Annotated in this window: 25 protein-coding genes and 1 other annotated feature; of the genes, 3 read left to right on the top strand and 22 right to left on the bottom strand. The window is 39.2% G+C overall.

Annotated features, from left to right (window positions below; all coding sequences use genetic code 11):
• Positions 1–570: 570 nt before the first annotated feature.
• Entirely contained in the window at positions 571–2,100 is a 1,530-nt protein-coding gene (locus tag PVA17_RS08135; protein ID WP_274067391.1) for a cardiolipin synthase, read from the top strand.
• A 15-nt stretch (positions 2,101–2,115) separates the two neighbouring features.
• Positions 2,116–2,370: a hypothetical protein gene (locus tag PVA17_RS08130; RefSeq protein WP_274067390.1), complete on the top strand. Its 255-nt coding sequence runs from the start codon at positions 2,116–2,118 to the stop codon at positions 2,368–2,370.
• A gap of 245 nt (positions 2,371–2,615) precedes the next feature.
• Here the strand turns inward: PVA17_RS08130 and pyrE are convergent, their stop codons facing one another.
• The 12 genes from pyrE to lspA all read right to left on the bottom strand — a co-directional run bounded on the left by pyrE (position 2,616) and on the right by lspA (position 15,958).
• Positions 2,616–3,245 carry an orotate phosphoribosyltransferase gene (gene pyrE, locus PVA17_RS08125; RefSeq protein WP_274067389.1) on the bottom strand — a complete coding sequence of 210 codons (630 nt, stop codon included), beginning with the start codon at positions 3,243–3,245 and terminating at the stop codon, positions 2,616–2,618.
• Positions 3,246–3,247: 2 nt separating this feature from the next.
• Positions 3,248–3,952 carry an orotidine-5'-phosphate decarboxylase gene (pyrF, locus tag PVA17_RS08120; protein WP_274067388.1) on the bottom strand — a complete coding sequence of 235 codons (705 nt, stop codon included), beginning with the start codon at positions 3,950–3,952 and terminating at the stop codon, positions 3,248–3,250.
• Complete coding sequence (locus tag PVA17_RS08115; RefSeq protein ID WP_274067387.1) at positions 3,949–4,863, bottom strand: dihydroorotate dehydrogenase; 915 nt, start codon at positions 4,861–4,863, stop codon at positions 3,949–3,951. The genes pyrF and PVA17_RS08115 overlap by 4 nt, the downstream gene beginning before the upstream one ends.
• Positions 4,860–5,633: a dihydroorotate dehydrogenase electron transfer subunit gene (locus tag PVA17_RS08110; protein WP_274067386.1), complete on the bottom strand. Its 774-nt coding sequence runs from the start codon at positions 5,631–5,633 to the stop codon at positions 4,860–4,862. The genes PVA17_RS08115 and PVA17_RS08110 overlap by 4 nt, the downstream gene beginning before the upstream one ends.
• A gap of 1 nt (position 5,634) precedes the next feature.
• Positions 5,635–8,832 (bottom strand): carbamoyl-phosphate synthase large subunit, encoded by a 3,198-nt coding sequence (gene carB / locus PVA17_RS08105; RefSeq protein ID WP_274067385.1) that lies wholly within the window; start codon positions 8,830–8,832, stop codon positions 5,635–5,637.
• Positions 8,825–9,925, bottom strand: coding sequence for a carbamoyl phosphate synthase small subunit (locus PVA17_RS08100; protein ID WP_274067384.1), 1,101 nt, complete (start codon positions 9,923–9,925; stop codon positions 8,825–8,827). The genes carB and PVA17_RS08100 overlap by 8 nt, the downstream gene beginning before the upstream one ends.
• Positions 9,925–11,202, bottom strand: a complete 1,278-nt coding sequence (locus PVA17_RS08095) for a dihydroorotase (protein ID WP_274067383.1) — start codon at positions 11,200–11,202, stop codon at positions 9,925–9,927. Before PVA17_RS08095 ends, PVA17_RS08100 begins: the two co-directional genes overlap by 1 nt.
• Before the next feature lies 1 nt (position 11,203).
• A complete protein-coding gene (locus PVA17_RS08090; RefSeq protein ID WP_132357892.1) occupies positions 11,204–12,082 on the bottom strand; it encodes an aspartate carbamoyltransferase catalytic subunit in 879 nt (292 codons plus the stop codon).
• 375 nt (positions 12,083–12,457) lie between these two features.
• The gene (locus PVA17_RS08085; RefSeq protein WP_132357516.1) at positions 12,458–13,768 is read right to left on the bottom strand and encodes a solute carrier family 23 protein; all 1,311 of its coding nucleotides are present in this window, start codon (positions 13,766–13,768) and stop codon (positions 12,458–12,460) included.
• A 20-nt stretch (positions 13,769–13,788) separates the two neighbouring features.
• Positions 13,789–14,331, bottom strand: a complete 543-nt coding sequence (gene pyrR, locus PVA17_RS08080; RefSeq protein ID WP_274067382.1) for a bifunctional pyr operon transcriptional regulator/uracil phosphoribosyltransferase PyrR — start codon at positions 14,329–14,331, stop codon at positions 13,789–13,791.
• A gap of 239 nt (positions 14,332–14,570) precedes the next feature.
• Entirely contained in the window at positions 14,571–15,482 is a 912-nt protein-coding gene (locus PVA17_RS08075; RefSeq protein WP_132357520.1) for an RluA family pseudouridine synthase, read from the bottom strand.
• A complete protein-coding gene (gene lspA, locus PVA17_RS08070) occupies positions 15,479–15,958 on the bottom strand; it encodes a signal peptidase II (RefSeq protein ID WP_132357522.1) in 480 nt (159 codons plus the stop codon). Before lspA ends, PVA17_RS08075 begins: the two co-directional genes overlap by 4 nt.
• A gap of 137 nt (positions 15,959–16,095) precedes the next feature.
• On the opposite strand from lspA, the gene PVA17_RS08065 reads away from it, so the two are divergent.
• Positions 16,096–16,899: a hypothetical protein gene (locus PVA17_RS08065; RefSeq protein ID WP_274067381.1), complete on the top strand. Its 804-nt coding sequence runs from the start codon at positions 16,096–16,098 to the stop codon at positions 16,897–16,899.
• A gap of 32 nt (positions 16,900–16,931) precedes the next feature.
• Here the strand turns inward: PVA17_RS08065 and ileS are convergent, their stop codons facing one another.
• From ileS to PVA17_RS08015, 10 genes are all read right to left on the bottom strand, one after another.
• Positions 16,932–19,700, bottom strand: coding sequence for an isoleucine--tRNA ligase (gene ileS / locus PVA17_RS08060; protein ID WP_274067380.1), 2,769 nt, complete (start codon positions 19,698–19,700; stop codon positions 16,932–16,934).
• 246 nt (positions 19,701–19,946) lie between these two features.
• Positions 19,947–20,169: a binding site (T-box leader), on the bottom strand.
• 90 nt (positions 20,170–20,259) lie between these two features.
• Entirely contained in the window at positions 20,260–20,784 is a 525-nt protein-coding gene (locus PVA17_RS08055; protein WP_132357526.1) for a DivIVA domain-containing protein, read from the bottom strand.
• Positions 20,785–20,879: 95 nt separating this feature from the next.
• Positions 20,880–21,668: a YlmH family RNA-binding protein gene (locus PVA17_RS08050; RefSeq protein WP_274067379.1), complete on the bottom strand. Its 789-nt coding sequence runs from the start codon at positions 21,666–21,668 to the stop codon at positions 20,880–20,882.
• 233 nt (positions 21,669–21,901) lie between these two features.
• A complete protein-coding gene (locus tag PVA17_RS08045; RefSeq protein WP_132357531.1) occupies positions 21,902–22,180 on the bottom strand; it encodes a YggT family protein in 279 nt (92 codons plus the stop codon).
• 20 nt (positions 22,181–22,200) lie between these two features.
• Positions 22,201–22,698, bottom strand: coding sequence for a cell division protein SepF (locus PVA17_RS08040; protein ID WP_132357533.1), 498 nt, complete (start codon positions 22,696–22,698; stop codon positions 22,201–22,203).
• Positions 22,682–23,386 (bottom strand): YggS family pyridoxal phosphate-dependent enzyme, encoded by a 705-nt coding sequence (locus tag PVA17_RS08035; protein WP_337993603.1) that lies wholly within the window; start codon positions 23,384–23,386, stop codon positions 22,682–22,684. Before PVA17_RS08035 ends, PVA17_RS08040 begins: the two co-directional genes overlap by 17 nt.
• A 143-nt stretch (positions 23,387–23,529) precedes the next feature.
• The gene (locus tag PVA17_RS08030; RefSeq protein WP_049668351.1) at positions 23,530–23,766 is read right to left on the bottom strand and encodes a PRC-barrel domain-containing protein; all 237 of its coding nucleotides are present in this window, start codon (positions 23,764–23,766) and stop codon (positions 23,530–23,532) included.
• A 584-nt stretch (positions 23,767–24,350) separates the two neighbouring features.
• Positions 24,351–25,124, bottom strand: coding sequence for an RNA polymerase sporulation sigma factor SigG (sigG, locus tag PVA17_RS08025; protein WP_132357537.1), 774 nt, complete (start codon positions 25,122–25,124; stop codon positions 24,351–24,353).
• Between the two features lie 114 nt (positions 25,125–25,238).
• A complete protein-coding gene (gene sigE, locus PVA17_RS08020; RefSeq protein WP_049668349.1) occupies positions 25,239–25,946 on the bottom strand; it encodes an RNA polymerase sporulation sigma factor SigE in 708 nt (235 codons plus the stop codon).
• Between the two features lie 13 nt (positions 25,947–25,959).
• Positions 25,960–26,793: a sigma-E processing peptidase SpoIIGA gene (locus tag PVA17_RS08015; protein WP_248718106.1), complete on the bottom strand. Its 834-nt coding sequence runs from the start codon at positions 26,791–26,793 to the stop codon at positions 25,960–25,962.
• Positions 26,794–26,876: the final 83 nt, after the last annotated feature.

Here is a 26,876-nt window from a genome sequence, read left to right as displayed (position 1 = left end):
ATAAAAATATACATACCTCTTACAAATAATTTATAAATTTTTTACTATTAGTTTTTCAAGTAAATTATTCTATTATTGTGAATATTCCAAATATTACATGCCTTCAAGAGGTAAATATTACGCTAAATGACTTGTTAATTATTATTTTCCGTTAAGTTGATTTATCATTTAGGAGAATTATTATCGGGGATAGCAAAGCGGCAGCTACAAATGTTTGCGACAGGTACTGGTTATCTCCCCTCCCTGTAGGTGGTCTAATAATGCAGGTTTAAGTTACTTTTCAGCGAGTGTACATATCCGCTTATAATAGAAGAATCTCAGTCTGCCATTACCGTTATGACCGACATCGTGTCGGCCCTCATACAGGCCTAAGCACAAAGTTGATTCCGAACTTGTTTATCTGTTTTGATTCACAGTAGAGGATATATAAATTGTCCCATTACTTACAATATCCATCTAACATAGAAGTGTCTATATTGTAAATAACAAGAAAACAATTTATCATAAAACTATTAAAGTACTACTTCCTGTTATAAAAATTGAAAAAAGAATAGGTGAAAATGTATACATATGAAGAATCGCGTAGTCCAATTACTATTTGTATTTGCAATTGCGGCAATTTTGCTCATCGTCTTAAATAAGTCCATCATTTCCTTATATACCTTAATCGGCATACTATTGCCTATCACAATTATTGGGATTTCCTTCGTTATTTTTATTGAAAACCGTTCCCCGCAAAGTACATTAGCTTGGTTTTTAATATTAGCCATTCTTCCTGTTATCGGTGTACTACTGTACTTACTGTTCGGAAGAAGTCGTTGGAGAAGAAAGAAACATTTACAACGTTCAGAAGAGAAAAGAATGATATTCCGTGAGATTTTAGAAGGGAGAAGTTTTAACTTAGACATCTCATCTTCTCTAAATGAAAGATCCACCTATTTGACTCAAATTATCCAAAAATTTGGCGGTGGTCCTGTTGCGAATGAGACATCAACAAAGCTCCTAACAAACGGGAATGAAACATTTTCCGAAATCCTACAAGCCATTGAAAATGCTACACATCATATTCATATTCAATACTATATTTATCGATCAGATGAAATCGGTACAGCCATACGGGATACCTTAATTAGGAAGGCAAAATCTGGCGTGATCGTACGCTTTCTTTACGATGGACTCGGCAGTAATAAATTACGTAGGAGCTTCTTACAACCAATGAAAGATGCAGGGATTGAAGTAGTTGAATTTGATTCTATTCTTTCACCTTGGCTATTAGAAACCGTCAATTATCGTAACCATCGTAAAATTGTTATTGTAGATGGGACGATTGGTTTTACAGGTGGGCTCAATGTCGGAGATGAATATCTTGGTCGTTCAAAGAAGTTTCCTATATGGCGTGATAGTCATTTAAAAATAGCAGGAAAAGCAATATCTAAACTGCAGGCCATTTTTCTAGAAGATTTTCTCTATGCCACTAGTAGTTTAAATATGGAGTCTTGGCATCAATTTATGGATAGCACATACTTTCCTAGTCAAGGAATTCATCAAGCAGAAGGTGCCGTACAAATCGTCGCAAGTGGACCTAGCTCAGATGATACAAATATTCGAAATGCTTTATTGAAAATTATGAGCTCTGCCAAAAAGTCAATTTGGATTGCCACGCCATATTTCATTCCAGATCAGGAAACATTAACATTATTACGTTTGAGTGCACTTTCTGGAGTAGATGTCCGCATTTTATACCCAGGAAAAGGCGATAGTATCATTAGTGATCAAGCATCCCAATCATACTTTACACCGCTGCTAAAAGCGGGTGTCTCCATTTACCGCGTTAAAGAAGCTTTTATGCACGCTAAGATTGTACTTGTTGATGATGAAGTTGCATCAATTGGTACAGCAAATATGGATATTCGTAGTTTTGAGCTTAATTATGAAATCATCGCGATCCTATATGAATCTACAACAGTGCTAGATATAAAAAATGATTTTGAGCAGGATTTTAAAGAATCTACAGAAATTACATGGGCGTCATTTCAAAAGCGGAGTATGCAAAAACGCATGCTTGAATCTCTTACGCGACTCATTTCTCCTCTACTGTAAATTCGGGTTCGATTCATGATGCTATCGGCGGTTCTTGAAATTGTTATCAGCGATTTTTTTGATGTTATCAGCGATTCTCAGCATTTTATCAGCGGTTTTCTCGATGTTATCAGCGATTCTTGGCATTTTATCAGCGGTTTTCTCGATGTTATCAGCGATTCTTGGCATTTTATCAGCGGTTTTCTCGATGTTATCAGCGATTCTCAGCATTTTATCAGCGGTACGGACCCCCCCTCGTTTTGCCGTAGAGCCCTGCTTTATTTAGTTTGACATAATAGAACAACATGAAAGGGTGGTATGAAAAAATTCATACCACCCTTTTTATATCAATTATCCCTCTGCATCATTGCGTCGGGAATCGGCTTTGTGCTTAGGCTTTGTACGAGGGCCGATATGAGGTCGATCATTTCGGTAATGCCACAAGCCGTAGCCATTGGCCGATGCAGATCACTTAGCCGTTATCGCATGGATGGCTAACATCCTATAAGGATGCCTTTCCGACTCCGTGACACTTGTTAAAGCTCTCCTGCTTTTAATTTTCCATGCCAGTCTTTTAAGAATGGAATATCTTCCTCTTTAATAGCGCCTGATTCATTAGCTGCTTCAATTAAATAATCAAAATTTGTTAGAGATACATATTTTATGCCTGCCTCTTCAAATGCTTGTTCAGCACGTGGAAGGTTGTATGTGTAGACGCAAACAACGCCTAGTACTTCACAGCCTGCTGCACGTAAGGCTTCCACAGCTGTAATGGATGAGCCGCCTGTAGAAACGATGTCCTCTACTACTACGACTTTTTGACCTGCTGCGTATTTTCCTTCGATTTGGTTTCCACGGCCATGCTCTTTTGCTTTAGAGCGTACATAAACCATTGGTAATTCTAAAATATCACTTACCCAAGCTGCATGTGGAATGCCTGCTGTTGCTGTACCTGCTAGGATTTCAGTTGTACCAAAGTTTTCTTTAACAAGAGATGCTAGACCGTTTGCTAATTGCTTACGAATTACAGGGTCAGAAATTGTCAGACGTGTATCACAGTAGATTGGGGATTTAATGCCTGATGCCCATGTAAATAGTTCTGTTGGATTTAATTCTACTGCACCTACTTTTAACATAGCGTGTGCGATTTCATTTTGTAATGTCATAGTTATGCCTCCCATAATTCACTTACGATTTTATATGCTGCTACTGGATCTTGTGCACCTGTAACGGCACGTCCAACGACGATTAATGAAGAACCGTCACGCTTTGCGCCGTCTGGAGTTGCAATGCGCTTTTGATCGTGTGCCTCGCCACCTGCTAATCGGATACCAGGTGTCACACGTAGGAAATCTTCACCGCACACTTCAGCAATAGCTTTTGCCTCATGTACGGAGCAGACAACACCATTTAAACCAGCTTGTTTTGTTAAGCTTGCATAATGTAATACAGACTCCTGTAAAGATAAAGCAATTTTTTGCTCTGCTTGCATTTGCTCTTCTGTTGTAGACGTCAGCTGTGTTACGGCAATTAACGCCGCACGTTCACGTCCTGAAGGGGTACCCGCTTCAAGGCCCTCAAGTGCTGCCTCCATCATCGGACGTCCGCCAGCCGCATGCACGTTGACTAAATCTACGCCTAATTTTGCTAAACCTTTCATAGCAGAGCCCACTGTATTAGGAATATCGTGGAGCTTTAAATCAAGGAAAATATCATGGCCTAGATCTTTTACTTTTCGTACAATATCTGGCCCTTCCTGCATATATAATTCCATACCAATTTTCACAAAAAGCGGCTCGTTAAAGTGCTTTAGAAAGTTAAATACTTCTGCTTCTCCAGGAAAATCTAGTGCAAGTATTGGTTTTGTATTCATGAGCGGTGGCTCCTTCCGATAATTTCTGAAATATGCTCCACTCCTAATTGATCGAGCTTTGCTGGTAGTTCATCAATAATAGTTGGACAAACGAAGTGATCGACAAAGTTCGCTGTTCCAACAGCAACTGCAGATGCGCCAGCCGACATAAAGTCAATAACATCCTGTGCTTCTGTCACGCCACCCATCCCAATTATCGGAATATTGACAGCCTTATACACTTCATAGACCATACGAATCGCAACTGGCTTTACGGCAGGACCAGATAAGCCGCCTGTACCATTGGCAATCACGGGCTTACCTGTACGCTCGTCTAAACGCATACCAATTAGTGTATTAATCATTGTAATACCATCTGCACCACCCGCTTCAACAGCTTGTGCAATTTCTACGATATTCGTTACGTTAGGAGACAATTTCACGTATACTGGCACTTCAGAAACTGCTTTGACAGCTTTCACTAGCTCACGTGCAGTTGCAGGGTCTGTTCCAAATTGAATACCACCACATTTAACGTTCGGACAAGAAATATTAAGCTCTAATGCTTTCACATTTGGTGCTGTAGAAATGCGTTGCGCTACTTCTACGTAATCCGCTGTCTCTGTACCTGCGACATTTGCAATGATTGGCACATCATACGCTTCTAAAAACTTTAATTCTTCATTCATTACTTTTTCGATTCCAGGATTTTGTAAACCAATGGCATTCAACATCCCTGCTGCTGTTTCTGCTACTCGTGGGGTTGGATTGCCGGGACGTGTTTCCACAGTCGTAGCTTTAATCATAATAGCGCCGAGCTTCGATAAATCATAAAGCTGTGCATATTCACGTCCAAAGCCAAAGCAACCGGATGCTGGCATTATTGGATTTTTCAGGTCTAAGCCTGGTAATTGAATGTTTAAACGACTCATAATGCCACCGTACCTTTCGGGAAAACTGGACCGTCAGAGCATACTTTGACATAGTCTTTTGCTACTTGATCTGTTGTTTTGCATACGCATGCAAAGCAAGCACCAATACCACAGCCCATACGCTCTTCAAATGATAAATAACCTTCTTTTTCTGGATAAAAGCCTTCAAGTGCTTTTAACATCGGTAGCGGACCGCAAGAATAAAAGACATCGAATTCAGGTGCTCGTGACTCTAAAACATTTGTCACAAAGCCCTTTGTTCCTTTAGAACCGTCAACCGTTACATAATGCGTTTCACCAAGGGCACTAAATTGTTCCTCATAGAAGCATACATCTTCCGATTGGAAGCCTAGCACATGAATTGTTTTAACACCACGTGCATTCAATTGCTTAGAAAGCTCATATAATGGAGGTACGCCAATTCCCCCACCAACTAGGAGAGCTGTGCCTCCTCCTTTTACTGCCTCTACAGGGAATCCATTACCGATTGGACCAAGGACATTGACAAGTTGCCCTTCACGATTTGTCGCTAGCACTTTTGTTCCGCGACCTTCCGCGCGATAAATCATTGTAAATTCGTTGTTGTCTTTATCTATATTTGCAATACTAATTGGTCGACGTAAAAGCGGCTCCATTGAATCTGACACCTTTACATGGACAAACTGGCCAGGTGTCATATCCTGAACCAGTTCTCCACGAAGTGTCAATTCGAAAATGCTTGTCGCAATTTGCTTTTGAGAGACGACCGTCATTTTCTCTTGACGAATCATATTAATGTACTACCTCCGCTTTTGGCATTTGTTCTGCTGTGAATGTCATTGATTCAATAACTCGAACCATCGCTTCCGCTGTGTCTAATGAAGTGAAGCAAGGTACGCCATTTTCTACAGACTCACGACGAATTCTGAAGCCATCACGTGCCGGCTGCTTGCCTTTTGTTAAAGTGTTGACAACAAGCTGTGCCTCTCCGTTTTGAATTAAATCGATTAATGTTTCACCTTTTGCACCGATTTTGCCAACTATATCTGTGCGTACGCCTGCATCTTCAAACGCTTTAGCTGTACCTTCAGTTGCGACAATACGATAGCCTACTGTTGAGAAGCGTTTTGCAAGTGCAATTGCTTCTTCTTTATCTTTATCGGACACAGTGAACAATACTGTTCCTTCCGTACGAATTTCCATACCTGCTGCAACTAAGCCTTTGTAAAGTGCTTTTTCTAATGTTGCATCTTTCCCCATTACTTCACCTGTTGATTTCATTTCAGGCCCAAGTGTAATGTCTACACGACGTAATTTAGCGAATGAGAATACTGGCACTTTAACGAAGACACCTTGTTGCTCTGGCGCTAAGCCTGTTGGGTAACCTTGTTCTACGATTGATTTACCAAGAATCGCTTTCGTTGCAATATTTGCCATTGGAATGTTTGTAATTTTACTTAAGAACGGTACTGTACGAGATGAACGCGGGTTAACCTCGATGACAAATACTTCGCCCTGTGATATGACATATTGAATGTTCATTAAGCCTACGATGCCAAGACCTTTTGCAAGGCGAGTTGTATAATCCACTAACGTATCTTTTTGCACTTGCGTTAATTTTTGTGGCGGGTATACAGAGATAGAGTCACCAGAGTGAACCCCTGCGCGTTCGATATGCTCCATAATACCTGGTATTAAGACATTTTCACCGTCACAAATAGCATCTACTTCGATTTCTTGACCTGTTAAGTAGCGGTCTACTAATACTGGATGATCTGGAGATGCTTCTACTGCATTCTCCATATAGTGTTTTAATTCCTCTTGGTTGTAGACGATTTCCATCGCACGACCACCTAGCACGTATGATGGACGAACTAGTACAGGGAAGCCTAGTCGTTCACTAATCGCAAGAGCTTCCTCCGTAGATACAGCTGTTTCACCTTGTGGCTGCGGAATGTCCAAGTCACGTAATGCTTGCTCGAATTTATCTCGGTTTTCTGCACGGTCGATATCTTCAAGCGTTGTACCTAGGATTTTCACCCCGTTGGCAGCTAATTTATCAGCTAGATTAATAGCTGTTTGACCACCGAATTGTACAACTACGCCAATTGGTTGCTCAAGGTCGATAATATGCATAACGTCTTCGATTGTTAATGGCTCAAAGTATAATTTATCTGAAACCGAGAAGTCAGTAGATACTGTTTCTGGATTCGAGTTAATAATAATTGCTTCGTAGCCCGCTTCTTGAATTGCCCATACTGAATGTACTGTTGCGTAATCGAATTCAACCCCTTGACCAATGCGGATTGGACCGGAACCAAGTACAACAACTGACGGCTTATCTGATTTAATCGATTCGTTCTCATCCTCATATGTGCCATAGAAGTATGGTGTTTCAGATTCAAACTCAGCTGCACATGTATCAACCATTTTATAGACAGGAATAATGCCATTTTCTTTACGATATGCATATATTTCTTCTGGTGTTGTTGCCCAAAGCTCGGCAATTTTCTTATCTGCAAAGCCTAGACGTTTTGCTGTACGTAACACATTTTTATCATTTTTATGGTCAGCAAGTGTTTGTTCCATATCTACGATGTTTTTGAATTTATTTAAGAAGAATAAGTCAATGGCAGACCATTCATGGATTTGCTCAATTGTTACACCACGGCGCAGTGCTTCACCGATGAAGAATAAACGCTCGTCACCTGCTTTGCGAATACGTTTTTCAATCCAAGAATCGGTGTTCTCTTCTGCATGTTTCAGCTCTAAGTGAACTTGACCTGTTTCAAGTGAGCGCACTGCTTTGAGCATAGCTTCCTCAAATGTACGACCAAGTGCCATTACCTCACCAGTCGCTTTCATTTGTGTACCAAGATTACGCTTTGCTGATTCGAATTTATCGAACGGCCAACGTGGAATTTTCGCCACGATGTAGTCTAGAGCTGGCTCGAAGCAAGCATACGTAGAACCTGTTACAGGGTTTTTGATTTCATCTAATGTTAAACCAACTGCGATTTTTGCTGCTAGCTTGGCAATTGGGTAGCCTGTTGCTTTTGATGCTAACGCTGATGAACGCGATACACGAGGGTTTACTTCGATCACATAATAATTAAAGCTATATGGATCAAGTGCTAACTGGACGTTACAGCCACCTTCAATTTTTAGGGCTCGGATAATATCTAATGAAATATTACGTAGCATTTGGTTTTCTCGATCTGAAAGTGTTTGTGTAGGTGCCACTACGATAGAGTCACCTGTATGAATACCAACTGGGTCAACGTTTTCCATGTTACATACAACGATAGCGTTGTCGGCAGCGTCACGCATTACTTCATATTCGATTTCTTTATAGCCAGCGATTGATTTTTCTAGTAAACATTGTGTTACTGGAGAATATTTTAGACCAGAAGTAACAATCTCCTCTAGATCTTGATCGTTGTAGCAAATACCGCCGCCTGTTCCACCGAGTGTGAAGGCAGGACGAACGATTACTGGGTAGCCAATTTTCGCTACGAAGTTTTTCGCCTCGTCTAAGTTATGAATAATATCTGATTCAGGAACCGGAGCACCTAGCTCATACATTAAATTACGGAATAAATCGCGGTCTTCTGCTTTATGGATCGCTTCTAATTTTGTGCCAAGAATTTCAATACCAAGCTCATCTAAAATTCCTGATTTATCTAATTCAATGGCCATATTTAAACCTGTTTGACCACCAAGTGTTGGTAGGATTGCATCTGGACGTTCTTTACGTAAAATACGTGATACAAACTCTAGTGAGATTGGCTCAATATATACTTTGTCGGCAATTTCTGTATCTGTCATTATTGTTGCAGGGTTTGAGTTTATTAAGATAACGCGATAGCCTTCTTCTTTTAAAGAAAGACAAGCTTGTGTTCCTGCATAGTCAAATTCTGCTGCTTGTCCGATAACGATTGGACCTGATCCGATTACTAAAATAGTTTCAATATCTGTACGTTTAGGCATGTTGTTTCCCCTTCCCTGCTTCTACTTCCATCATTTCGATAAATTCATCAAATAGGTGATTTGAATCTTCTGGACCCGGTGATGCTTCTGGATGATATTGCACCGTGAAGATTGGATATTTCTTGTGTCGTACACCTTCACAAGTACCATCATTTAATGCGATATGCGTTATTTCTAAATCTGTATCTTTTAATGACTCGATGTCGATTGCATAACCATGGTTTTGAGATGTTAAGTCTGTTCGACCAGTGCGTAAATCTTTTACCGGATGGTTACCACCTCGGTGACCGAATGGTAATTTAAAGCTTTGTGCACCACATGCTAGCGAGAAGATTTGGTGACCTAAGCAAATACCGAACATTGGCACTTTTCCGATTAAATTGCGTACAGTTTCAATGCCTTCTACTACGTCTTCAGGGTTACCTGGACCGTTTGACAGCATAATGCCATCTGGATGCCACGCTAAAATTTCTTCTGCCGGTGTATTGTAAGGGACTACAAGCACATCGCAATCACGTTTGTTTAACTCACGAAGAATACCGTGCTTCATACCGTAATCAATTAATACTACTCGTTTGCCACGACCTGGTGATGGGTAGGGTGCTTTCGGTGATACTTCACGAACATGATGTGTAATCGCTGGTGTTGCCTGTAATTTTGCTACGACTTCATCCACATTCACTTCTTCATCAGCCGCTGTTAAAATAGCTTTTACTGAACCTTTACTGCGAATAATGCGTGTTAATTTTCGTGTATCGATTCCTTCAATCCCCGGAATATCCTTTGCAGTTAAGTACTCATCTACCGTTAAATCACAACGGAAGTTTGAAGGTGTTTTTGCTAATTCACGGACTACAAATCCACGAATAGCTGGTGAGATTGATTCAAAATCATCACGGTTAATACCGTAATTCCCGATTAAAGGGTAAGTTAACGTTACGATTTGTCCGTAGAATGAAGGATCTGAAATTGTTTCCTGATAACCTGTCATCCCTGTTGTGAATACAACCTCACCTTGCGAAGCTCGCTCACTACCGAATGCTGTGCCTGTAAATACTGTGCCATCTTCTAAAATAAGTAAACGTTTTTTCATTACTCTGCCTCCTGGTATACGATATTGCCTTCAAAAATTGTTAGGACCGGCCACCCTTTTGCAACCCAACCATTGAATGGTGTATTGCGTCCTTTTGATACAAAGCCTTCCGCATCAATTGTTTGCTCTTTATTTAAATCAATTAAAATCATATCAGCCGAAGTACCAACTTCTAATGTGCCATATGGTAAATCAAAAATTTGAGCTGCCTTAACAGTCATCCAGTCAATCAACTGTTTTAACGACCATTTCCCCGTTTCTACAAACTGTGTGTAAAGTAGTGGAAACGCTGTTTCGAAGCCTACAATGCCAAATGGAGCACCAACCATCCCACAGCATTTTTCTTCTACTGTATGAGGAGCATGGTCTGTAGCGATACAATCGATTGTGCCGTCTAGCATAGCTGCGTGAAGCGAGTCTTTATCATCTGCTCCACGTAATGGAGGATTCATTTTCCAGTTCGCATCATCTGATGGGATATCCATTTCTTCAAGTAATAAATGATGTGGGCAAACTTCTGCAGTGACACGAATACCCGCTGCCTTCGCGTCACGTACTGCACGTACTGATTCCTTCGTAGATACGTGACATACGTGGTAGCGTGCTCCAGCTGCCTCTGCCAGTAGCACATCTCGTGCAATTTGAACGGATTCACAAATCGATGGAATTCCTGGTAAACCAAGCTCTTGATTACGCTTCCCTTCATGCATCACCCCGTCGTAAATTAATGAGTTATCTTCGCAGTGTGCGACAACTACCATATCGTGCTGTGCGGCATCCTTCATTTGCTCATACATTGTGGATGCAAGCTGAATCCCAACACCATCGTCTGAAAATGCGACAGCCCCATGTGCTTTTAATTCTTCAATACTTGTACGAACCTCACCTGAGATATCTTTTGTTAAGGAGCCATATGGAAGTACTCGAATAACTGCACTTTCTTTAATAAGACCGTTAATCAGCTGCATATTTTCTACTGAATCTGGCACTGGTTTTGTATTTGGCATCGCGCAAATTGTTGTGAAGCCGCCTTTTGCTGCTGATGCTGACCCTGTAGCAATTGTTTCTTTATGTTCAAAGCCCGGCTCACGTAAATGTGTGTGAACATCGACAAAGCCTGGTGCAACAACTAAACCATTTCCTTCGATTATTTCTGCGCCTACTACATTGACGTTTTGACCTATTGCCGTAATTTTGCCATCCGCCATAGCGATATTTACTGTTTGCAACTCGCCTTGTTCATTTAGCATTTGTACATTTTGAAGAACCTTTGTCATGTTACTCTCTCCCCTTTAATATTGTTTCAACAATAGCCATTCGTGTATAGACACCGTTACGAACCTGCTCGAAAATTCTAGAACGCTCGCATTCTACTAGCTCTGACGCAATTTCTACATCACGATTGACCGGTGCTGGATGCATAATAATGGCCTTTTCTTTCATTTGTTTCTCACGTTCAATTGTTAAACCGTACTCTTGATGATAGCTCTCTTTTGAGAAGCTTTTATTTACCTTATGGCGTTCATGCTGTACACGAAGTAACATAATGACATCGCTTATTTCGATTAAATCATCCCAAGAATGATGTGCTTCAAAACTGCCTTGCCACTCTTCTGGACAAAGGAAATGAACATTTGCTCCTAAGCGCTGTAACGCTAATGCATTCGATTTCGCTACTCGGCTATGGCATATATCTCCAGCAATTGTCACATTCAACCCTTCAAAAGAACCAAACTCTTTTTTGATTGTATAAAGATCTAATAATGATTGAGACGGATGCTGACCAGTGCCGTCACCTCCATTAATGATCGATACATTGATATCTTCAAGTAGTTCATTGTAATACGCATCTTCCTTTGCGCGAATGACTACTGCATCCATGCCAATCATTTCTAGCGTCTTTACCGTATCGTACAATGTCTCCCCTTTAGAGACGCTCGAAAAGCTTCCATCAAACGGGATAACGATGCAACCAACTTTGCGCTCTGCCATTTCAAAGCTTGTTTTCGTACGTGTACTTGGTTCAAAAAATAAATTTGCGACATTGTGTGGGCGAGATAATGATGATGCTTCACCATTCTCAAAAGCTTGCGCACGATCTAAAATGTGGTTAATTTCTTCAATTGTTAAATGTTCCATCGATAATAAGTTTTTCATCATGTACCTCCACTTGGTTGTGTTTCATGAACGTTATGTATAACTAACGTTTTATAAAATCAATTTCGCCTTGGCGTAATTGCGTCCGGATTTTGAATTGTGCTCAAGCCTGCACGATGTAGGTCAGTTAGCCGTTTTCGCAGGAAGCGAGGGCTTTAGGCGAACATCCTTTATTCATTCCTTTCAAAAATCTGCGACAGCCGCCGGAGGATCTTCATTCATCTCACCTTCAGGGGTGAGATAATAAAAGCCTCGTTGATGTCATCAACGAGGCATAAGGAGGCGTGACAAACTACAGCAGGATACACTCCTACTACTAGCTTATCTACAACTTCCCTTTTTTTGCCTCTCTGGACAATTCATTAAAAGGTACTTCTATGAATTTTTATTTTGATTGTACGGTACTGGTATTTCCGCTTCTTTTTTACCTGGTAAGATAGCATTTAAAACAACCCCGATAATCGCTGCTAATGCCATACCTTCGATACTTAGTGATTCCGAAATAACGAACTTCGCACCACCGATGCCAATGACTAAAATTACAGAGGCGATGACCAAGTTACGACTATTTCCAAAGTCGATATGATTATCCACTAACATTCGTAATCCACTTGCTGCAATGATACCGAAAAGCAAGATGGAAACCCCACCAAGTACAGCTGTTGGAATCGTTGCAATCACTGCCATTGCTTTCCCGAAGAATGATAGTAAAATAGCTACGACTGCTGCACCTGCGATGACATACACACTGTAAACACGTGTGATAGCAAGAACACCGATATTTTCACCGTAAGTTGTTTTCGGTGGACCACCGATTAATGCACTTATAAATGTTCCAACTCCATCACCTAAAAGTGAACGGTGTAAGCCTGGCTCTTTAATATAATCTCGATTCACAACTTTCCCTAATACTAATTGGTGACCAATATGTTCTGAAATAGTTACGATAACGATTGGCACCATTGTTAGGAGTAGCTTCGTTGTGATTTCAAAATTGTAGTGAACTCCTGGGATTAAAAAATCAGGCTTTGCAAAGAACTCTGCTTTGGCAATTGGTGAATAATCTACAATTCCGATCATCATTGAGTAAATATATCCCACGATTAAGCCAATTAAGATTGGCATTGTGCTTAAAATACCTCTAAAGAAAATCGTGAAAATAATAGCTGTAAATAATGTCACTAACGCTGCTGAAAAGTGTAAAAAGCTATATTTATCATCTACATTCATCGCCATATTTACCGCTGTCCCTGATAGTCCAAGACCAATGACCATAATGACAGGTCCTACTACAATCGGCGGTAAAATTTTCATAATCCATTTGTAGCCGCTTTTCCAGATGATTAGGGATACGATACCATATGTAATCCCGACTGCCATCGCACCAATCATCGCATGACCTGGATTTACACTTGAACCATCTTTATTTAAACCCCCTGCGGCAAGTAAAATTGGGGCGATAAAAGCAAAAGATGAACCTAAATAGGCTGGCACTTGAAATTTCGTAATTAATAAGAAGAACAGTGTAGCAATTCCACTTGTTAAAAGGGCAATCGCAGGACTCAGACCAACCAACTGAGGAACTAAGATCGTTGACCCAAACATGGCAAACATGTGCTGGAAACTTAATGTCACTAGTTGGACTGGGGTCGGTTTATCTTTAATATCTAATACTGCATTTGACATAAGGTTTCCTCACTTTATAGTTAGTCTTCTTTAAAAATAATGACGCCATCTTCTCCGTCTACCTCTTGTAAATTTACGATAATACGCTCAGCGCCAGATGTTGGTACATTTTTGCCAACATAATCAGCTCTTATTGGTAGTTCTCTATGACCTCTATCGATCAGGACCGCAAGTTGAATTTGTGAAGGTCGCCCTAAATCCATTACTGCATCAAGTGCTGCTCGTACTGTACGTCCTGTGTAAAGTACATCATCGACTAAAATAATTTTTTGATTAACGACCACATCATCAATATCTACTTGTTCAACATGTGCCTGTTCATTATCATGCTTTGTCGTTAAATCATCTCGATAAAGGGTAATGTCTAACTCCCCTGTACGGATCGGTTTACCTTCAATTTTTTCAATTCGTTCTGCAAGACGTCTTGCAAGAAAGGCACCTCGTGTTTTAATACCAACTAAAATACATTCATCGATTCCTTTATTACGTTCAATAATTTCGTGTGCAATGCGTGTTAACGCTCTTGCCATAGATGGGCCATCTAATAGCTCATTTTGTGCCATGTAGTTTCCTCCTCTCTTTTATTTATTGTTGGCCATGTGTCCATAAAAAAACCTCTCAAGGCGAATGGCCTGAGAGGGTTATATACGTGTTTAAATAGTATGTTGAAAAATTTGCAGCACAAATTTTTTACAACACATTCACATGTACCTTCTCAGCCTCTCTGGACTGTCTTTAAAGGTGAATATTTAGTTAAGTTGTTCATTCACTTTCGTTAGTATAGACCTTCTTTTACTATACGTCAATGCCTATTTCTTAAATCGTTTAATAATTGTTCATAATCAGCAGGAATTGGTGCTTCAAACTGCAAATATTCACCTGATGTTGGATGATCGAAGCCTAATACACCCGCGTGTAATACTTGTCCACCAAAGTCGATTGTCTTTTTCGGTCCATATTTTGGGTCACCAACAAGTGGGAATCCAATATAATTCATATGCACACGAATCTGATGAGTTCGTCCCGTTTCTAAGCGACATTCTACAAGCGTGTATTCACCAAAGCGTTCGATAACTTGGAAGTGAGTTACCGCATGCTTCCCTTTATCGACAACTGCTTGTTTTTGACGATCTTTTTGATCGCGACCAATCGGTGCATCAATTGTGCCTTTGTCATGTGCAATGTGCCCGTGAACTAGCGCAGTATATTTACGTGTCACTGTTTTATTGACTAGCTGATTCACTAACGATTCATGAGCTGCATCATTTTTCGCAACCATTAATAATCCTGATGTATCTTTATCGATACGGTGAACAATTCCTGGTCGCATAACACCATTAATGCCCGATAAATCCTTGCAATGATACATTAAGCCGTTTACAAGCGTACCTGTCATATGTCCAGGTGCTGGATGGACAACCATGCCTTTTGGTTTATTCACAACAAGGACATCTGCATCTTCATAAACAATATCAAGGTCTAAGTTTTCAGCAATCACATCTAATGGCTCTGCTTCGGGTACATCAATCTCTATAATATCCCCTACTTTTACCTTATACTTCGCCTTAACAGTCTCTCCATTTACTTTGACAATACCCTCAGTAATCCAATTCCCGATTTGTGTACGCGACCACTCTGATTGCACACCCGAAAGCGCCTTATCAATGCGCTCTCCCTGTTGTTGTTCTTCCATTGTATATGATACTTGCGTCATTCTTTCACCTGTTTCTTTCCTTTTTTATCTTCAACGATTAAGCCAATCATTAATATCACTACCGCCAATGTTAAAGCAGCATCTGCAATATTGAAGATTGGGAAATCATAATTAATTACTGGAATTAAGACACTTACAAAATCGACCACTTCACCTCTAAAAATACGGTCAATAAAATTACCTACAGCTCCACCTAATAAAAACATTAAGCCTACTTGAAAAATAGGTTTACCTTTAGCCTCTTTATGATAAAAGTACAGGATCGCACAAATAACGCCTATCGTGACAATGCTAAATAACCACATTTGTCCTTCTAACATTCCCCATGCCGCTCCTCTATTTCGATGAGACAATATCCCAAACCACGGATCCCATACTGAAATTCGTTCACCAAACTCCATATTTTTCACAATTAGCCATTTTGTCCACTGATCTAAAATAACTACAAATGCGGCCAATCCATAATATTTATACACAGACACTCCTCCGTTCGCTCAACATCTAACCTATTCTACCATAACAGCCCATCTCAGAATAACTAATATAGCATGAAAATATAGATCAATACCATTGTGTGAAGGGATTTTCGTTCCTACTCGGCGCTTTCCTGCGAATGTTTGGTGTGCTGTCTATCGCTTTGGCTACTCTATCCACGATTTTGGTGGTTCTATCCACGACTTTTGCTGTTCTATCCATCGTTTCGGCTCTTCTTTTCGTCGCTCTGGTTTTCATCCGTCGCTTTGGACCTCCTATCCGTCGCTTCGGCTCTTCTTTCCGTCGCTCTGGACTCTCTATCCGTCGTTTCGGCTCTTCTTTCCGTCGCTCTAGTTTTCATCCGTCACTTCAGCTGTTCTTTCCGTCGCTTTGGCTACTCTATCCACGACTTTTGCTTCTCTATCCATCGTTTCGACTCTTCTATCCGTCGCTCTGGTTTTCATCCGTCGCTTTGGCTACTCTATCCACAATTTTGGTGGTTCTATCCACGACTTTTGCTGTTCTATCCATCGTTTCGGCTCTTCTTTCCGTCGCTCTGGACTCTCTTTCCGTCGCTTCGGCTGTTCTTTCCGTCGCTTCAACTCTTCTTTCCGCTCTGGTTTTCATCCGTCACTTCGGCTCTTCTTTCCGTCACTCTAGTTTTCATCCGTCACTTCAGCTATTCTTTCCGTCGCTCTGGCCATTCTATCCGTCGCTTCGACTCTTCTTTCCGTCGCTCTGGTTTTCATCCATCGCTTTGGCTACTCTATCCACGATCTTGGTGGTTCTATCCACGACTTTGACCATTCTATCCACGATTTTGGCTGCTCTATCCGTCGCTTCTTCTGTTCTTTCCGTCCCTTTGATTTTCATCCGTCGCTCTCGGCCTTCAAAAAAACGCAAGCCCCTATTACCAAGGAGACTTGCGTTAATCATTACCTAGAAATTTTTATTGTTTGCATTACTATTGTTATATTAAACGTAATACTTTTCTACAACTTCTGCACAACGAGCACACACTGTTGGTTGTGCTTCGTTTGAACCGACTGTTTCAGAAATAGACCAGCAACGCTCACATTTTTCACCTGTTGCTTTTTCTACAACAATCGATGCATGCTCTAGAGCTAATGCATCTGCAGGTGCGGCTTCAATTGACGCTACTTCAAAAGCAGAAACGATTGAAAGCTGTGCAAAATCAATGCTTGCATCATTTAATAATGCTGCCACATCTTCTTTCGCATAAACTGTCACTTTGGCTTCAAGTGATTTACCAATTGTTTTTGCATTACGAGCTTCCTCTAATGCTTTTAAAATATCGTCACGAACATCAATAATTTTCACCCATTTTGCACGTAGACTTTCGAAGTTTGCATGTTCATCTACCTCTGGGAAGTCTGTTAATTGTACAGATACCTCTTCTACAACACCTTGAGCATGTAAGTAAGACCACATCTCGTCACTTGTATGAGGAATAATAGGTGACATTACTTTTACTAATGTCATTAATGTATCATAAATAACTGTTTGCATCGCACGGCGATCTTTGTTGTCATGGCCTTCGATGTACACTACATCTTTTGCAATATCTAAATAGAATGAAGATAGTTCTACTGCAACAAAGTTATTCACTGCATGATAAACCGCTGCGAAATCATAGCGATCATATGCAGCACGTACAGTTTTTAATACATCCTGTAGACGCATATAAACGTACTGATCCATTTCACGAAGATCCTCATATGCTACTCGATCTTTCGTTGCATCGAAATCAGCTACATTTCCGTGTAAGAAACGGAATGTGTTACGGATTTTTCGATAAACCTCAGATACTTGCTTCAACATATCCATTGAGATACGAACGTCGGCTGTATAATCTACAGAAGCAACCCATAAACGAAGAATATCTGCTCCATATTGATCCATAACTTTTTTCGGGATAATTACATTCCCTAACGATTTACTCATCTTACGACCTTCACCATCTAGCACGAAACCATGAGTTAATAGTCCCTTATATGGTGCATAGCCATTAATAGCTACAGAAGTAATTAATGATGAGTTAAACCATCCACGGTGTTGGTCAGAGCCCTCTAAATAAAGATCAGCTGGATATTTCATACCACGTTCTACTAATACACCTTGGTGAGAAGAACCTGAGTCAAACCAAACGTCCATAATATCGTTTTCTTTTGTAAATTCACCGTTCGGGCTACCTGCATGCGTGAAGCCTTCCGGTAATAATTCTTTAGCTGTTTTTTGGAACCAAATATTTGACCCATGCTCACGGAATAATGCAGAGATATGGGCAATTGTTTCTGGTGTAATAATTGGTTCACCATTTTCAGCATAGAAAATTGGAATTGGCACACCCCAAGCACGTTGACGTGAAATTACCCAGTCTCCACGGTCACGAATCATATTATAAAGACGAGTTTCACCCCAAGCAGGTGTAAATGTTGTTGATTTTACAGCGTCTAGTAACTCATCACGGAATGCATCAACTGACGCAAACCATTGTGGTGTTGCACGATAAATAACTGGTTTTTTTGTACGCCAGTCATGTGGATAAGAGTGTGTAAAGAAGCTAAGCTTTTCTAATGCACCGACTTCTTTTAATTTTTCTGTAATTAATTTGTTTGCATCATTGTAGAATACACCTTCAAAACCAGGTGCTTCATCTGTGTAGCAGCCGCTATTATCAACAGGGCTAAGAATTGGTAGACCATACTGCTTACTAATATGATAGTCATCTTCCCCGTGTCCTGGTGCTGTATGAACACAGCCAGTACCCGCTTCAGCAGTTACGTGCTCTCCAACCATCACAAGAGACTCACGGTCGTAGAATGGATGCTGTGCAACAATTCGATCTAATGCTTCACCTTTAACTTCTTGAACAACTTCATACGATTCCCACTCAAGTTCGTTTGCAACTGTTGCTAATAATTCTTTTGCAATGATGAATTTTTTATCGGCAACTGCAACAACTACATAGATAAATTCAGGGTTTACAGAAATACCTAAGTTTGCCGGAATTGTCCAAGGTGTTGTTGTCCAAATGATAATTTTAGCATCTGCTGGGACAACATCTTTAGCATCTTTAATCGCAAAGCTTACATAAATAGAAGGCGATTTAATATCTTTATATTCGATCTCTGCTTCTGCAAGTGCAGATTCAGATGATGGAGACCAGTAAACTGGTTTTAACCCTTTATAAATATAACCTTTTTCAGCCATTTTTCCGAAAACTTCAATTTGACGAGCTTCAAATTCAGGCTTTAATGTAATATATGGGTTTTCCCAATCACCACGAACACCTAAACGGCGGAACTGTGTACGTTGGTTGTCGATTTGCTCGTAAGCATACTCTTCACATAATTTACGGAATTCAGCAACAGACATTTCTTTGCGTTTTACACCTTTGTTCGTAAGTGCTTGCTCTATTGGTAAACCATGAGTATCCCAGCCTGGAATATAGTTTACATGGTAGCCAGTCATCGAGCGATGACGTGTAATCATATCTTTCAACACTTTGTTTAATGCATGGCCGATATGGATATCACCATTTGCATATGGAGGTCCATCATGTAATACATACTCAGGGTATCCTTTAGTACGCTCCATCTGTAATTTATTAATGTCCATTTCATCCCATTTTTCTTGCATCTTCGGTTCATTTGCCGGTAAATTTCCACGCATTGGGAAATCTGTTTTTGGCATTAATAAAGTATCTTTGTACTCAACCATTTTTCAATTCCTCCTTTATGTTTACAAACAAAGAACATATGCACTTAGGCGCTCAATAAACGACAATTATTAGACTCATCACCATAACGTAGAGGTGATTTCACTTTCTAGGGGGTGTGCATAACTTATATTTACGGCAGTCGTTTTAGAAAAGTTATTAGTAAAATCAATACTTTTCAATAACGAAAGTATAGGGCCAAAGGAAGCCTTCCGCCATTTGAACATAAAAAAAGCTCCTCAATCCCTCAAAGGGACGAGAAGCTTATACTCGCGGTACCACCCTAATTGTAGCACAAAATCGTACTACCACTCTTCAAGCACGTTAACGTTGTGCATCACGAAATAACTTACTGCATTCAGTTATTTTAGCTCAGAAGTGATGTTCATTGTTAATTGCTTGTTCGGGCTCGCACTATCCCCAAATCGCTTAACTACGCCTAACAAATACTGTCTTCGTCTCTGCCTATTTTGCATATGTGTTCTAAATAATTACTATTACATTAGTATATGAAAATCATACTATCACGTCAAGTTTCACTTATTGCTACCTACTATAGGATTAAACTTGATCGGCTTCCTGTGCTTCTTCAACAGATGCTTGAATTTCAGTAAGGTCAATATCATATTGTAGCAAATGGTCCCAATCGTCTGCATTTAATAAATCCAGCTGTGCTTCTACAAGCATTTTAAAACGATTACGGAATACCTTTGATTGCTTTTTCAGCTCATCAATTTCAATTGTCACTTTTCTGGCCTTTGTTAAAGCCTCATTGATAATACGATCAGCATTTTTTTCTGCTTCCTTCACAATGAGTTTAGCCTCTTTTTGAGAATTTCTTCGTACTTCATCAGCTGCTTCTTGTGCAACAACAATTGATTTTTGTAACGTTTCCTCTAATGAGTTAAAATGTCTCGCTTGTTCTAAGGAAATTTCTAGTTGTCTGTCTACTTCCTTTTTTTCACGTAACAAAATTTCATAGTCTTTGATAATTTGATCTAAAAATTCATTTACTTCATCTTCAGCATAACCTCTGAAAGATTTAGTAAACTCCTTATTATGTATATCAATAGGTGATAATGGCATACGATCCTTCTCTCCTTTACATGTACATTCGTACTTTCTATTATACAATTGTTCCAACAACTTAGCAGTAAAAATTAATGGAATTCACTTGATTTTTAGCTTTTTTGGGTCAATCGACCGATTTGCAAACGAATTTTATCTTTTTTTGTACGACCTTCAGTCATCATAATTTTTATTCGACCGTTTCCACGTACAGATAAAATATCTCCTTCTTGTAATTCAAAAGCAACTGAATCTCGTTCAGTCCAATTGACACGTACCTTTTTACCTGTAATTAATGCTTGTGCCTTTTGGCGAGAAATTTTTAAAATCGTTGAAATAATCACATCTAAACGCATCGAAGAAACAGTATGAGATTCTTCTAGCCACTCATCCTCGTTTTGTAGCAAAGGCTCCGTCTCTTTAATCGATTCTACATGTACCTTTACCTTGCCAATGCCTGTTAAATGTAAGCGTACATATTCAACTACCTCTATCGCTACTACAAATTGTACAAGATGGTCATTGACACGAATATCACCGAATTTGCCACGATCCAATCCTAAAGATAACAAAGCTCCAAGGACATCTGGATGTCGTAATTGGACAAATTTCACAGGATATTGAATCGTAAATACTGTAAGCTGAAAATCTTCCTCCATAGGCTCATAATAAGTAGGATAAATTAGCATGCGTTGTCTTTCTGCTTCATCAAAGAGCCCAGCACTAGCTGTTTTTAATGTATCATACTGCCCAATTATCGATGCTACAATAAAGCGCTGTCTGGGATCTAGAAAATCAGTAAGCTTTGGAGCATAACGATCCTCTACCTCATGCTGCCAGCCCACAACTTGTTCAATGAAAGGCTGTTCATCTTTCCTAAAATGCTGTATTAAATGCTCCATATAACCTCACCTCTATTATCACTCTTTTATTTGTATCATTTCATTGGTATTTTAAGGATTTATAAAAAAATCAAAATGGGGTTAATTTTTGCTTCAGGGCATCCGACGAGCCGCTTCGCTCAGGGTCTTGCTTCTTCTGCTGAGAAGTTCTAGGGAAATCAGCACTAAATATTGTTTAAATTTAGTATTTCCCATAAATAAAAAATCCCCACCGTTCGTGAGGATTTCTTTTATTAAAACATAAAGAATATTTTTTGAATAACAATAAAAAGCCCATTTTTAATAAAATTAAGTAAAAAAATCGCCACAATCGGTGAAATGTCAATCATCCCAATAGGAGGGATAAATTTCCTAAAAATACTTAAGTAAGGCTCGCATACTATTTTAAGGAAACGGCCAACTGCTGAATCTTGTATAGCAGGTACCCATGACATTAAAACATATCCAACTAACATATAAGAATACACGTTAAATGCTAATGATATATAACTTAGAATTATCCATAAATCCATATAAACTACAATCCTCGCTATTAATTATCGTCTAAAATAAAATTTGAAATTTCGCCAGACACTTCTACATTATCAGGTGTGCATAGGAAAATGTCTTTACCGATTCTTTGGATATCACCGCTAAGTGCATAAACTGTGCCACTTAAAAAATCAATAATTCGTACACCTTGCTCTCGCTCAATACGTTGTAAATTGACAATCGTTGCACGCTTATTTTTCAAGTGTTCAGCAATATCCTGTGCTTCGGCATAAACTCTAGGTTCAACTAAGACAACTTTTGCGCCTTTAGAATTCATTGCTGCCTGCAAACTTACTATGTTGTTTGTAGGTGTTGTACTTTGTGGAAAAATTTCCTGAACTTGCGCTTTACGCTCCTTCATCATTTTTTTAGGCTTCGCAGATTGAATCTGTTGCTGTTGTTGTACGGGTTGTTGCTGTTGAATAGGAGCTTGCGTGATTTCTTCTTCTAGTTCTTCCTCAAGATAAAAGAAATTTTTAATTTTATTTTTCATGCTCATCCTGTTCCCTTCTTTCATTTCCAACAAGAGCCGTTCCAACTCGAACAAATGTAGCCCCTTCTTCTACCGCAATTTCAAAGTCATTAGACATGCCCATTGATAACTCGGTACAAGGAGCGTGCGCGAATCCTTGCTCGGCTATTTGCTGTTGACATTGTTTTAATTGCTTAAAAACAGAGCGAATAATTGTATCCTCATCTGTGTTTGGTGCCATTGTCATTAAACCAACAATTTGAATTTTTGTAAAATCCTTTAATGATTCAATAAAAGGCAGGACTTCTTCAATCGATAAACCATGTTTGGCTTCCTCGCCAGATACATTAACTTGTACAAAACATTTGACAGGTTTGTCTGCTCTTTTTTCAATTTCCTGTGCTAAACTCAAACGATCTAATGAATGTAAAAAATCAATACTGTTAATAACTTGTCTGACCTTACGAGTTTGTAAAGACCCGATATAATGCCAATGTACATCAGCTTGAATCGTTTCAATTTTACGATTTAAGCCTTCAGGACGGTTCTCACCTAAATGTATAAGCCCCGCATCAATTGCTTCTTGTGTTCTTTCTACAGAAACTTCTTTTGTCACTGCAATAACTTGGACTTTTTCTGTTTCACGATGTGCACGTTTTTTTGCTGTTTGTATAAGATCATTAATTTTCTTCAAATTTACTAAGATTTTTGTCACTGTTTTTCCCAACTTTACAACAATAGTTTCTTTTATTGTAACAAGCAATGCTTGAATTATCAATGAATAGCCTGGCCTATGTGAAAGTACTTTTACCCCGTCTATGCTTTAAAATTGCTTACTTTGTCTAGATATTTTTCTCTTTAGGATAGTGCTTTTACTAAAATTACATCTTTTCCTACTACAAGTACATCTTTCATATACACTTTCCTAACAGATTCTTCTCCGCGAAAAAACCCTAGATATTTACGGGGTTCTGCAATCATAAAAGCCGTTACATAGCCTGTTTCTTTGGATACCTCTGCATCTACCACAAATCCTAAAAAGCGTCCATTGCCTGCTTCAATAACTTCTTTTTGCTGTAACATCGAGAAACGCATTTTATCCCTCCCTAAATCAATTACTCTCAACATCGTTTTATCTCAACAAACTATGTTTTCTCTTTATATTTATGTGTTTATTGTTGTTTAAATGAAAATGAAATGATTAAGGAATCTCTCTTTGGCAAAAAGAAGAGGTGATTTTCGTTCCAGGCTACTCGCTTTCGTACGGGAGTCGAGTAGCCTTCCACTCCAATCAGCGCTAGCGTAGAATTTTTATAAATTTTATTTATTTCAATAGTGGACGCTATAAACGAACAGAATAGACTTATAACAATGACGTGATTGTATATCTATTATTGCTGCTGCTACGTTAACACTTCGCTTTCGTACAGAAAACATTTGCCGCTGACACATAGACAAAACCCTTTTGCTAAAGTAACGTTTTTTTATCACTTAAATCATTGCGATATGGAAGTGGATTTATGCTATGTGAAATTCGTTGATTGAAGTGGAGAAGCGTCAGCTACAAAGCGCCAAGTCAGAACGGAAATCACCCCCTCATTTTGCCGAGGAGCCCTACTTAATTTATACCATTGATATAAATTAAAATGCGCACCGAGCATTCGGGTGCGCATTGTCTTTTACTTATAATCTTTCTGCATTGTTTCAATTGCATTTTTTTCTAGACGTGAAATTTGCGCTTGAGAAATCCCCAATTCTTTTGCAATTTCAGTTTGTGTCTCACCGTAATAAAAACGCTTTGCAACAATCATTTGTTGACGATCATCTAACTTTTGCAAACTTTCCTTTACTGACACGTAGGCAACCCATTGATCTTCCGATACATCATCATCACGTAATTGGTCCATCATATAAACAGCGTCTCCACCGTCTGAATAAATGGGTTCCTGTAAGGAAACAGGATCTTGAATGGCATCTAGAGCAAATAAAACATCTTCCTTTTTCATGTCAATCATTTCAGCAATTTCTTCAATTGTTGGCTCTCGTAAATTATCGGTTATCCATTGTTCTTTTGCCTGCATTGCCTTATATGCAATATCTCTTAAAGAACGAGAAACGCGCAATGCATGATGATCACGCAGATGGCGACGAATTTCACCAATGATCATTGGAACAGCATATGTTGAAAAACGTACATTATGCTTCAAATCAAAATGATCAATAGCTTTCATGAGGCCAATACAGCCTACCTGAAATAAATCATCTGCCTGTTCACCCCTGTAGGCAAATCTACCGACTATACTGAGCACTAACCTTAAATTGCACATTACAAGCTCTTCCCTGATCTCACTTTCTCCAGCTTGTAAACGAATGAATAGTTCTTTCATTTCCTCGTGCTTTAAAATTGGCAAAGTCGATGTATCTAAGCCGCAAAGATCTACTTTAGTTCGCATATTCGATTCCTCCGGATGTTATTCTCTGACTAAACCGTTACATCAGTTTGTCCGAGAGAAACGAGAATATGCACAAAAGCCAAGACCAATTTTAGGTAGGTTAAATTTCCCTCTCTAAGATATTGGCTGATTCAGATTTTCACGTAAATCTTGAATAATTTTCTTCTCTAATCGGGAAATATAGGATTGCGAAATACCTAAATGATCAGCAACTTCTTTTTGAGTCATTTCAATTTTTCCATTGAGGCCAAAACGACATTCCATAATATATCGTTCACGCGCACCTAGTAAATTAATGGCATGAAACATATGTTGACGCTCAATTTTCTTCTCTACATTGTCTAAAATAATATGCTCTTCAGTACCTAAAATATCAGACAATAACAACTCGTTTCCATCAGCATCGGAGTTTAATGGTTCATCTAGTGAAACTTCACCCTTCATGCGACTTGTTTTACGTAAATGCATCAAAATCTCATTTTCAATACAACGAGATGCGTATGTGGCAAGCTTAATATTTTTATCTGTATTGAACGTTTCTATCGCCTTTATTAAACCGATTGAGCCAATACTTATTAAATCCTCAATCGGCGTTCCCGTATTATCAAAACGTCTAGCAATATAAACAACAAGACGTAAATTACGTTCAATTAGTGTATCTCTAGCTCGTAAATCACCATTCATAAAGGATGCAATGACTGTAACTTCTTCTTCTCGACTTAATGGCACTGGCAATGAATCATTTCCCCCTATATAGTACGTTTCACGACTCCGAAACTTACTCCAAAATTTTTTCAAGCTAGCAAGTAGCCTAAGAAGCAATAGTTCTCCCCCTCTATGAGTTATTTGAAAGCGCTGAAAAATGCAAAATTGCTGCTGTGCTATGTGGAAAATTTTTAGCCTTTTTTGTTAAAACGATATATTCATTCGTTTTCACTTGTGAGTCCTCCCCCTTTATATGCCACTCTTCAAAGCGAAAACCTAATACAACCGATTGCTGTTGTACTGTATTGACATGAATAAATCGAATATAACGCTGATAATCTTCTGAAAACATGGATACATTATACGGATCAGTTTCTTGCCATTCTAATAATGACTTGCAAAATGCTGCAGGTAAGTGTGGACGTAATGCTGCATAAGAGACAAAGTGTACAGGTTTTCCCGATAGTGGCTCAATCGCTTGATTTCCCGTATCCACAAATGCAGAAAGCGGTATCTTTACATCAAAAATTTTTAACGTCGTATCAAACACAAACTGACCACTTAACCGCTCAAGCTTTACAAATCCCCATTGCTTATAAAAAGCTACAAGATTTCCAACAGCTAGTAGTAGGCAAATCATTATAAAATGGACAACAGAAAGATTCTTTAAATACGGTTGTAATGCAGTTAATAATCCACCAATAATAATTGTTGCTGTTAAAACGATTGGTCCTTGCTTTTGAAAGCTTCGAATCTTGAAGCGAAAAGCTAGTCCGATCAGTAAGATAAAGCTCAGTAGCATCGTTAACAGCATTTGTCCACCAATTACAGCTACAAAACTACTACAAATAGAACTCATTAATAATCTCGTGTTCTTTACAAAAACCCCTGTTACTTTTGCCGTAAACTTGAGTATCGCTAGATTAAAAAGTGTATTAATGAGCACCAGCCATTCTCCATACATAACAGCCGCCTCCTACATACAAAGTTAGCATGTTACTCCCACAAATATTGTCAAACAATCGCATCATTTCATTAAAATGTTTT

Origin of the sequence: Lysinibacillus sp. CNPSo 3705, from assembly GCF_028674935.1 — a bacterium.
Lineage (GTDB): Bacteria > Bacillota > Bacilli > Bacillales_A > Planococcaceae > Lysinibacillus.
Note: the sequence above shows the minus strand (reverse complement) of the source record. Positions and strands in the feature narration are given on the sequence as shown.

What these genes read in the sequence shown, in the direction of transcription:
- PVA17_RS08100 (WP_274067384.1), bottom strand. Translation starts at nt 9,925, where the DNA reads ATGAAAAAACGTTTACTTATTTTAGAAGATGGCACAGTATTTACAGGC.
- pyrF (WP_274067388.1), bottom strand. Translation starts at nt 3,952, where the DNA reads ATGAATACAAAACCAATACTTGCACTAGATTTTCCTGGAGAAGCAGAA.
- PVA17_RS08065 (WP_274067381.1), top strand. Translation starts at nt 16,096, where the DNA reads ATGTTTGGTGTGCTGTCTATCGCTTTGGCTACTCTATCCACGATTTTG.
- PVA17_RS08135 (WP_274067391.1), top strand. Translation starts at nt 571, where the DNA reads ATGAAGAATCGCGTAGTCCAATTACTATTTGTATTTGCAATTGCGGCA.
- PVA17_RS08090 (WP_132357892.1), bottom strand. Translation starts at nt 12,082, where the DNA reads ATGAAAAACTTATTATCGATGGAACATTTAACAATTGAAGAAATTAAC.
- carB (WP_274067385.1), bottom strand. Translation starts at nt 8,832, where the DNA reads ATGCCTAAACGTACAGATATTGAAACTATTTTAGTAATCGGATCAGGT.
- pyrE (WP_274067389.1), bottom strand. Translation starts at nt 3,245, where the DNA reads ATGACATTACAAAATGAAATCGCACACGCTATGTTAAAAGTAGGTGCA.
- PVA17_RS08045 (WP_132357531.1), bottom strand. Translation starts at nt 22,180, where the DNA reads ATGGATTTATGGATAATTCTAAGTTATATATCATTAGCATTTAACGTG.
- PVA17_RS08110 (WP_274067386.1), bottom strand. Translation starts at nt 5,633, where the DNA reads ATGATTCGTCAAGAGAAAATGACGGTCGTCTCTCAAAAGCAAATTGCG.
- pyrR (WP_274067382.1), bottom strand. Translation starts at nt 14,331, where the DNA reads ATGGCACAAAATGAGCTATTAGATGGCCCATCTATGGCAAGAGCGTTA.
- PVA17_RS08030 (WP_049668351.1), bottom strand. Translation starts at nt 23,766, where the DNA reads ATGCGTTTCTCGATGTTACAGCAAAAAGAAGTTATTGAAGCAGGCAAT.
- PVA17_RS08085 (WP_132357516.1), bottom strand. Translation starts at nt 13,768, where the DNA reads ATGTCAAATGCAGTATTAGATATTAAAGATAAACCGACCCCAGTCCAA.
- PVA17_RS08055 (WP_132357526.1), bottom strand. Translation starts at nt 20,784, where the DNA reads ATGCCATTATCACCTATTGATATACATAATAAGGAGTTTACTAAATCT.
- ileS (WP_274067380.1), bottom strand. Translation starts at nt 19,700, where the DNA reads ATGGTTGAGTACAAAGATACTTTATTAATGCCAAAAACAGATTTCCCA.
- PVA17_RS08040 (WP_132357533.1), bottom strand. Translation starts at nt 22,698, where the DNA reads ATGAGCATGAAAAATAAAATTAAAAATTTCTTTTATCTTGAGGAAGAA.
- PVA17_RS08130 (WP_274067390.1), top strand. Translation starts at nt 2,116, where the DNA reads ATGATGCTATCGGCGGTTCTTGAAATTGTTATCAGCGATTTTTTTGAT.
- PVA17_RS08050 (WP_274067379.1), bottom strand. Translation starts at nt 21,668, where the DNA reads ATGGAGCATTTAATACAGCATTTTAGGAAAGATGAACAGCCTTTCATT.
- PVA17_RS08115 (WP_274067387.1), bottom strand. Translation starts at nt 4,863, where the DNA reads ATGAGTCGTTTAAACATTCAATTACCAGGCTTAGACCTGAAAAATCCA.
- PVA17_RS08075 (WP_132357520.1), bottom strand. Translation starts at nt 15,482, where the DNA reads ATGACGCAAGTATCATATACAATGGAAGAACAACAACAGGGAGAGCGC.
- sigG (WP_132357537.1), bottom strand. Translation starts at nt 25,124, where the DNA reads ATGCGAACTAAAGTAGATCTTTGCGGCTTAGATACATCGACTTTGCCA.
- PVA17_RS08015 (WP_248718106.1), bottom strand. Translation starts at nt 26,793, where the DNA reads ATGTATGGAGAATGGCTGGTGCTCATTAATACACTTTTTAATCTAGCG.
- PVA17_RS08095 (WP_274067383.1), bottom strand. Translation starts at nt 11,202, where the DNA reads ATGACAAAGGTTCTTCAAAATGTACAAATGCTAAATGAACAAGGCGAG.